The sequence below is a fragment of the Nonlabens sp. genome (genome assembly GCF_047636915.1).
Lineage (GTDB): Bacteria > Bacteroidota > Bacteroidia > Flavobacteriales > Flavobacteriaceae > Nonlabens.
In genome coordinates this window covers 1-5,631 of the sequence record NZ_JBLIGN010000124.1, presented here as the reverse complement: position 1 = coordinate 5,631, position 5,631 = coordinate 1, and the positions used below count along the sequence as shown (strand labels likewise).

7 protein-coding genes are annotated in these 5,631 nt (G+C 36.1%); 3 read left to right on the top strand and 4 right to left on the bottom strand.

Features of this window, described 5'->3' with window-relative positions; genetic code table 11:
- On the top strand, positions 1 to 1,277 hold a 1,277-nt coding region (locus ACJAT0_RS12360; protein ID WP_415181902.1), incomplete at its 5' end, for a DUF819 domain-containing protein.
- Between the two features lie 60 nt (positions 1,278 to 1,337).
- Positions 1,338 to 2,048, top strand: coding sequence for a DUF4369 domain-containing protein (locus tag ACJAT0_RS12355; protein ID WP_415181901.1), 711 nt, complete (start codon positions 1,338 to 1,340; stop codon positions 2,046 to 2,048).
- Here ACJAT0_RS12355 and ACJAT0_RS12350 read toward each other — a convergent pair.
- The 4 genes from ACJAT0_RS12350 to ACJAT0_RS12335 all read right to left on the bottom strand — a co-directional run bounded on the left by ACJAT0_RS12350 (position 2,043) and on the right by ACJAT0_RS12335 (position 4,575).
- Positions 2,043 to 2,306 (bottom strand): hypothetical protein, encoded by a 264-nt coding sequence (locus tag ACJAT0_RS12350; protein WP_374004486.1) that lies wholly within the window; start codon positions 2,304 to 2,306, stop codon positions 2,043 to 2,045. The two genes, ACJAT0_RS12355 and ACJAT0_RS12350, sit on opposite strands and share 6 nt — an antisense overlap.
- Before the next feature lie 182 nt (positions 2,307 to 2,488).
- Positions 2,489 to 2,899, bottom strand: a complete 411-nt coding sequence (locus tag ACJAT0_RS12345; protein ID WP_374004485.1) for a 6-pyruvoyl trahydropterin synthase family protein — start codon at positions 2,897 to 2,899, stop codon at positions 2,489 to 2,491.
- Entirely contained in the window at positions 2,896 to 3,408 is a 513-nt protein-coding gene (idi, locus tag ACJAT0_RS12340; RefSeq protein ID WP_415181903.1) for an isopentenyl-diphosphate Delta-isomerase, read from the bottom strand. The genes ACJAT0_RS12345 and idi overlap by 4 nt, the downstream gene beginning before the upstream one ends.
- 150 nt (positions 3,409 to 3,558) lie before the next feature.
- A complete protein-coding gene (locus tag ACJAT0_RS12335; protein WP_415181900.1) occupies positions 3,559 to 4,575 on the bottom strand; it encodes a LacI family DNA-binding transcriptional regulator in 1,017 nt (338 codons plus the stop codon).
- Positions 4,576 to 4,981: 406 nt separating this feature from the next.
- Between ACJAT0_RS12335 and ACJAT0_RS12330 the strand changes: the two genes are divergently transcribed.
- Positions 4,982 to 5,631, top strand: a 650-nt coding sequence (locus ACJAT0_RS12330; protein ID WP_415181899.1) for a GTP-binding protein, incomplete at its 3' end; no start/stop codon positions are given.

Below are 5,631 nucleotides of genomic sequence, written 5' to 3'. Positions count from 1 at the left end.
CCGATGACACCATAGTCTTCGGTTTGTTACTGATATGTCTAGCGCTTGTTTTTTATTCTTCTTCCTTAAAACAAGGTTTCTGGTCTAAGTTTTACAAAGTAGTACCAGCCTTATTGATGTGTTATTTGCTTCCTTCTATCTTGAGTACTTTTGGAATCATATCGGGTGAAGCTTGGGATGTCGTGAAGGACGGTCAGGTGCTTAAAGAAAAATCTAATTTATACTTTATGGCATCGCGGTATTTATTGCCCGCCGCACTTGTACTCATGACCCTTTCTATTGACTTAAAAGCAGTATTTAATCTAGGTCCTAAAGCTTTAATTATGTTCCTTACAGGCACCGTAGGAATTGTAATTGGAGGTCCTATTGCCATTCTCATAGTCGGTTCTTTTTCTCCAGAAACTGTCGGTGGGGACGGATTTGATGCCGCATGGCGTGGACTTTCCACACTAGCGGGAAGCTGGATAGGCGGCGGCGCAAATCAAACAGCTATGTTAGAAGTATACAAATTTAACCCTTCTAAATACGGCGGTATGGTACTAGTCGATATTGTAGTAGCAAATTTATGGATGGGAATATTACTCTTCGGAATAGGAAAAGCAGCGAAGATAGATCGCTGGTTTGGGGCAGATAGTCGGGCTATTGAAGACTTGAAAAAACGGGTTTCTGACTATACAGAAAGTGTCAAACGTGAAGCTACTTTTACGGATATGATGGTCATGCTGGGAATAGGTTTTGGCGCGGTAGCCGTAGCTCATTTTGGAGCAAATTATCTATCTGAAGTCATGAATACGATAGACGGAGTTGCAAAAAATATTTACTTAAGCTTTTTAACCAGTCAGTTTTTCTGGATGATTTCTATCGCTACACTCCTAGGTATCATTTTATCATATACCCCTATAAAAGGTTATGAAGGAACCGGAGCCAGCCGCTTAGGCAGTATCTTTATCTATATTCTTGTAGCTAGTATTGGAATGAAAATGGACCTAACACAAGTAGTAGAAAATCCGCTCCTCATATTAGTAGGGATTATATGGATGTCTATACATGCCGGATTGCTTATTCTAGTCGCAAAAATAACAAAATCACCTTACTTTTTCCTTGCTGTGGGTTCCCAAGCAAATGTGGGTGGAGCTGCTAGTGCTCCTATAGTAGCATCAGAATTTCACCCATCATTAACTAGTGTGGGAGTTTTACTTGCTGTTTTTGGTTATGTAGTAGGAACAATAGGCGCGATAGCTTGTACCGTTTTGATGCAAATGATAGCGACTTCATAATAGGATATAACCACTTATTTAAAAGTTATGACGCATATTTGCAGCTTTAAAAACTATACCATGAAAAAAGTGCTTTCTCTGTTATTTGCTATTATCGTCATGGCCTCTTGTGACCATACTAATTCCAACAAATTTTCAATCTCTGGAACTATTGATGGTATAAAAACTGGTAAAATATTTTTGAAACGTCTTCAAGATTCTGTTTTAATAGATGTAGACTCAGCTTTATTTGATGGTAATTCTGACTATACTTTAACAGCAGATGTAAATCAAACAGAAATTATGTACTTGCATCTGGACGTAAAAGATGGTGCTGAATTTAATGACCGATTACTTTTCTTTGCGGAGGACACCGCCATGACATTCAACTCCTCTTTGAATAAATTTGAAGCAGATGCTGTAATCACAGGCTCAAAAAACCAAGATATATACAGCATTTATAAATCAAACAATGATAAATTAAATAAAGTCTATACCGAGATTGTAAAAAGAAGTATGTCCCTAACTGACGCAACTAGGACAGCATTGGTAACCGACTCTATAAATACGGCTTATGACAAATACTTAAGGAAAAAAGTGCTATATGCTATTAACTACGCCCAACTGCACAAGGATAAAGAAGTAGCGCCTTATATATTAGTTAGTGAAGCTAGTGATGCAAACCCTATTTTACTAGATGGTGTTTTTCAAAAAATGCCCAAAAAAATACAGACAACTGTTTATGGAAAACAACTGTCTGTATTAATTAAAAAAAATAAAACTGTCTTATAAAGCGTTTACTCTATCTATAAGTCCTTTTCCTTTAGTCTCTAAATCAGCTTTCACTGCTTTTAGTTGTACTTTACGACTGTCTACTTTTTTGTCGTTTACTCTTGCGATCAAATCGTCAAAAGTTGCTATAGAATCGTCTACGATCTTTTCAGACTCGGCTGTTTTTTCAGGATTTGCTGCCTGAGAAATAAGTGCCGCTTCGATGATATCTCCTAATACGTAATTGATGTCTTGTTTAAGATCTTTAATGCTTGCCATAATAAAATAATTTGCTGCAAAAATAGTGAATAAAAGCCTTACTAATTCACTTAGATTCCTCTAAGAGATAGTGATGCTGTTTAAAATAACTTTATAACTAGTTTTAGCCTTTTCCTAGGGCCAGGTATATAGCATCCTTGTTACTTTTTATAGGATAATTAACTGACCAAGTTTGGCCGAGCTTACTCTCCTCTGTAGACCACAAAATTACGCACTGTCTCAAAAAGTTTGATTTCTAAATCATACTTAGGATCCAGTTTTGCTTTTACTTTATTGTAAATAACAAAAGCGATGTTCTCTGCAGTAGGATTAAGGTTTGCAAATTCTGGAACTTGCTCATTGAGATTCTTATGATCAAAGGAGTTTTCTACTTCCTCTTTAATAATATCTTTAAGAATTTTAAGATCTATTAAATAACCGGTTTCTGGATCAACTTCACCAGTAACTCCTACTTCTAAATCATAATTATGTCCATGGAAATATTTGTTGTTACACAAACCGAAAATTTGTTCGTTTTTTTCATCACTCCAGTCTTTGCGGTGTAAACGGTGTGCTGCATTAAAATGTGCTTTGCGGTATGCTGTTAATCTCATGATATGTGGGAATAATATTTTTCAAAAATAATTTTAAACCACTCTGTATATATTTGTGGTTGTTGTAACATATCTTCTTTGATATGTTGTGCTGTCATCCATTTATAGGAGGCAACTTCATCTGGGTTGATATTGGGAAGATCGTTATAGCTGCCTATCATTACATGATCTAGCTCGTGCTCTGTCAGTCCATTATCAAATGGTGCTATATAAATAAAATGAAAAAGTTCTTTTAGCTCTGTTACAAAACCCATTTCCTCCATGAGCCTTCGTTTACCAGCTTCTATATTACTTTCTCCTTCCCTTTGATGGCTGCAACAAGTGTTGGTCCACAAACCTGGGGAATGATATTTACCTAAAGCGCGCTGCTGCAACATAATTTCATCATGTTCATTTACAACAAAAACGGAGAATGCTCTATGCAGGAGAGCTTTTTCGTGCGCTTCGATTTTTTCCATAATACCGACCTGCTCGTCGTTCTCGTTTACTAAGATAACTTGTTCGATAATTTTTATTCATTTAATTAGTAAAAGTACAAAAGGAAATGAATTCGATCCGTAGCCCTAGGTGTAGTAGTTAAATTACCCTATTCATTACAAAATGATCTAACCAGTCATCTATTTAATAGGCAAACAAGTATTGAAGTATTGTTGACCAACTTATAAGGACAAGGTAGTACCTCTTAACTCTATAGTAAAATCTATTGTTGCGGTGGTCGTTTGGCCTTTTGTTTTGTTTTTTAATCGATCTACCAGCATGCGCACAGACTGCTGTCCTATCTCCACTGCATGTTGAGTAACCGTAGAAAGTTGTGGGTAGGAAAGGTGGGAAATCTCATCTGAAGAAAAACCTAAAACAGATAAATCTTCTGGAATTTTCCTTCCTAAACGTTGTGCTATATTTACCGACATAATTCCAGATACATTATCAATACATAGCAATCCATCCATATCTGTATGTTCTGTAAACACCCTTTCTAGTTGATCGTTTAACAAAGCTTCATTATCGTCTATTTCAATAACTAGGGCCTCTCCTTTATAAGAATCGTGCTTTTCCAAAGCTTTCTTATACCCTAAAACTCTAAGTTTCCCCACGCTTAATTCTCCTAAGCTATTGATTAAAACAATTTTTTTACGACCTTCTTTAATAAGTATTTCTGTCCCTTTAAAAGCCGCGTTAAAATCATCAATAATCACCTTATCGCACTCCACATCATTTGCCACGCGATCAAACATAACTATAGGCACATCTTGATTGATCGTGTCTTTTAGGTGTTTTACTTCACCGTTAGATTGAGTTTCTTGAGCTATAGACATGATAAATCCATCTACACTACCGTTGGCTAATAAATTGAGGCTGTTATTTTCTTTTTCATAAGATTCATTTGATAGACAAGTAATGATGTTATATCCCAACGCGGTAGACTCCTGTTCTATACCATAAAGAATACGGGCAAAAAAAACATTTAATATATCTGGAATAATGACTCCTATGGTTTTGGTCTGTCGATTTTTTAAGCTCAAAGCAAGTGTATTAGGCCTGTAATTAAGTTCTTTTGCAATTACTTTTACGCGCGCAATAGTATCCTTACTTATTTCTGGACTATCCTTTAATGCCTTAGACACGGTAGATACAGAGACTCCCAGAGTTGCGGCAAGATCTTTAAGGGTTATCATATTTTGAGAGTTTACAAATGTTCGAGTAAAATTGATGAACAAACATACAATTCCAAATCTTACTATTGGTGGAAAGATAGTAATTACTAATGATTTTTTAACACACCTAACAAGACGAGCATCACTATGCGATATTAGCAACCTACATATGTACCTGTATTCGCTTCCTTTTCTATCTTTAAATTTGAGTTTGAAAGTTTCCTTTTATCTCAATTCCGCTTTCGCGAAAGCGAGATATTAACAAATAGCACTAAGCTAGTTTACCTGAAAGGATTATTAATAGGACGCATTCAAACACTTATAAAACTTGCTTATTTTAAAGTCAATCATTTTGCAAGCTGTTTTAACGAAGTGACTTGATAAAATGGCTGATTTGCCTATTTTTGCAACCTGATTAATTATACACATGAAGTTTACAGAAGAGATAGCAAGAAGAAGAACATTCGGTATTGTATCCCACCCAGATGCAGGTAAAACGACACTTACAGAGAAGCTACTCTTGTATGGAGGAGCGATTCAAGAAGCTGGTGCTGTAAAAAGCAATAAGATTAAAAAAGGAGCAGCGAGTGACTTTATGGAAATAGAACGCCAGCGAGGTATCTCTGTTGCAACGTCTGTACTTGCTTTTGAATACTCCGGTACAAAAATCAATATTCTAGATACGCCAGGACACAAAGATTTTGCCGAAGATACTTTTAGAACACTTACCGCTGTAGATAGTGTTATTGTTGTAGTAGATGTTGCAAAAGGTGTAGAAGAACAGACTGAAAAACTGGTCAAAGTGTGCAGAATGCGCCAAATACCTATCATCGTATTTATCAATAAAATGGATCGTGAAGGTAAAGATGCCTTTGATCTAATGGATGAGATAGAACAAAAGCTAGGCTTGCGAGTTACACCGCTCAGTTTCCCCATAGGAATGGGCTATGACCTTAAGGGTATTTATAATATCCACAGGAAAAATATCAACCTTTTTACCGGTGCTTCTTCAAAGGATATTCACAACACCACATCTATTACCGATTTAAATGACATCAAGCTGGATCAACTTATAGG